We start from the raw sequence: 769 nt of genomic DNA, 5'->3' as shown, positions 1-769 counted from the left end.
CCGGCCTGGACCTGCCGGTCTACTGGGGCAACCGCAACTGGGCGCCCTACCTCACCGACACCCTGCGGGAGATGGTCACCGACGGACGGCGCCGCATCGCCGTGCTCACCACCAGCGCCTACGCCTCGTACTCCGGCTGCCGCCAGTACCGCGAGAACCTCGCCGACGCGCTCGCGACCCTGGAGGCCGAGGGACTCGCGCCGCCCCGCGTCGACAAGCTCCGGCACTACTTCAACCACCCCGGCTTCCTCCAGCCCATGACCGAGGGCGTCCTGGCCTGCCTGGCCGACCTCGACCCCGCCGTGCGCGACGGCGCCCACCTGGCCTTCACCACCCACTCCATCCCCGACTCCGCCGCCGACACCTCCGGACCGGCCGCCGAACACGGCAAGGGCGGGGCCTACGTGCGCCAGCACCTCGACGCGGCGCGCACGATCGCCGACGCCGTCCGCGAGCAAACCGGCACCGACCACCCCTGGAAGCTCGTCTACCAGTCCCGCAGCGGCGCCCCGCACGTCCCGTGGCTGGAGCCCGACATCTGCGACCACCTGGAAGAACTGCACGGCGCCGGAGCGCCCGCGGCCGTCATGGTCCCCATCGGCTTCGTCTCCGACCACATGGAGGTCCTCTACGACCTCGACACCGAAGCCATGGCCAAGGCGGCCGAACTCGGCCTGCCCGTCCGGCGCTCGGCCACCGTCGGCTCCGACCCGCGCTTCGCCGCCGCCGTCCGCGACCTCCTCCTGGAACGAGCCGCCACCGAACGGGG

1 protein-coding gene is annotated in these 769 nt (G+C 73.2%); it reads left to right on the top strand.

The genetic code is table 11. The features are described 5' to 3' along the window. A partial coding sequence (locus tag OO47_RS32960) for a ferrochelatase (protein WP_030223529.1) occupies positions 1-769 on the top strand: 769 nt, incomplete at both ends.

Origin of the sequence: Streptomyces bikiniensis (genome assembly GCF_000716625.1) — a bacterium.
Taxonomy (GTDB): domain Bacteria; phylum Actinomycetota; class Actinomycetes; order Streptomycetales; family Streptomycetaceae; genus Streptomyces; species Streptomyces bikiniensis.
Note: the sequence above shows the minus strand (reverse complement) of the source record. Positions and strands in the feature narration are given on the sequence as shown.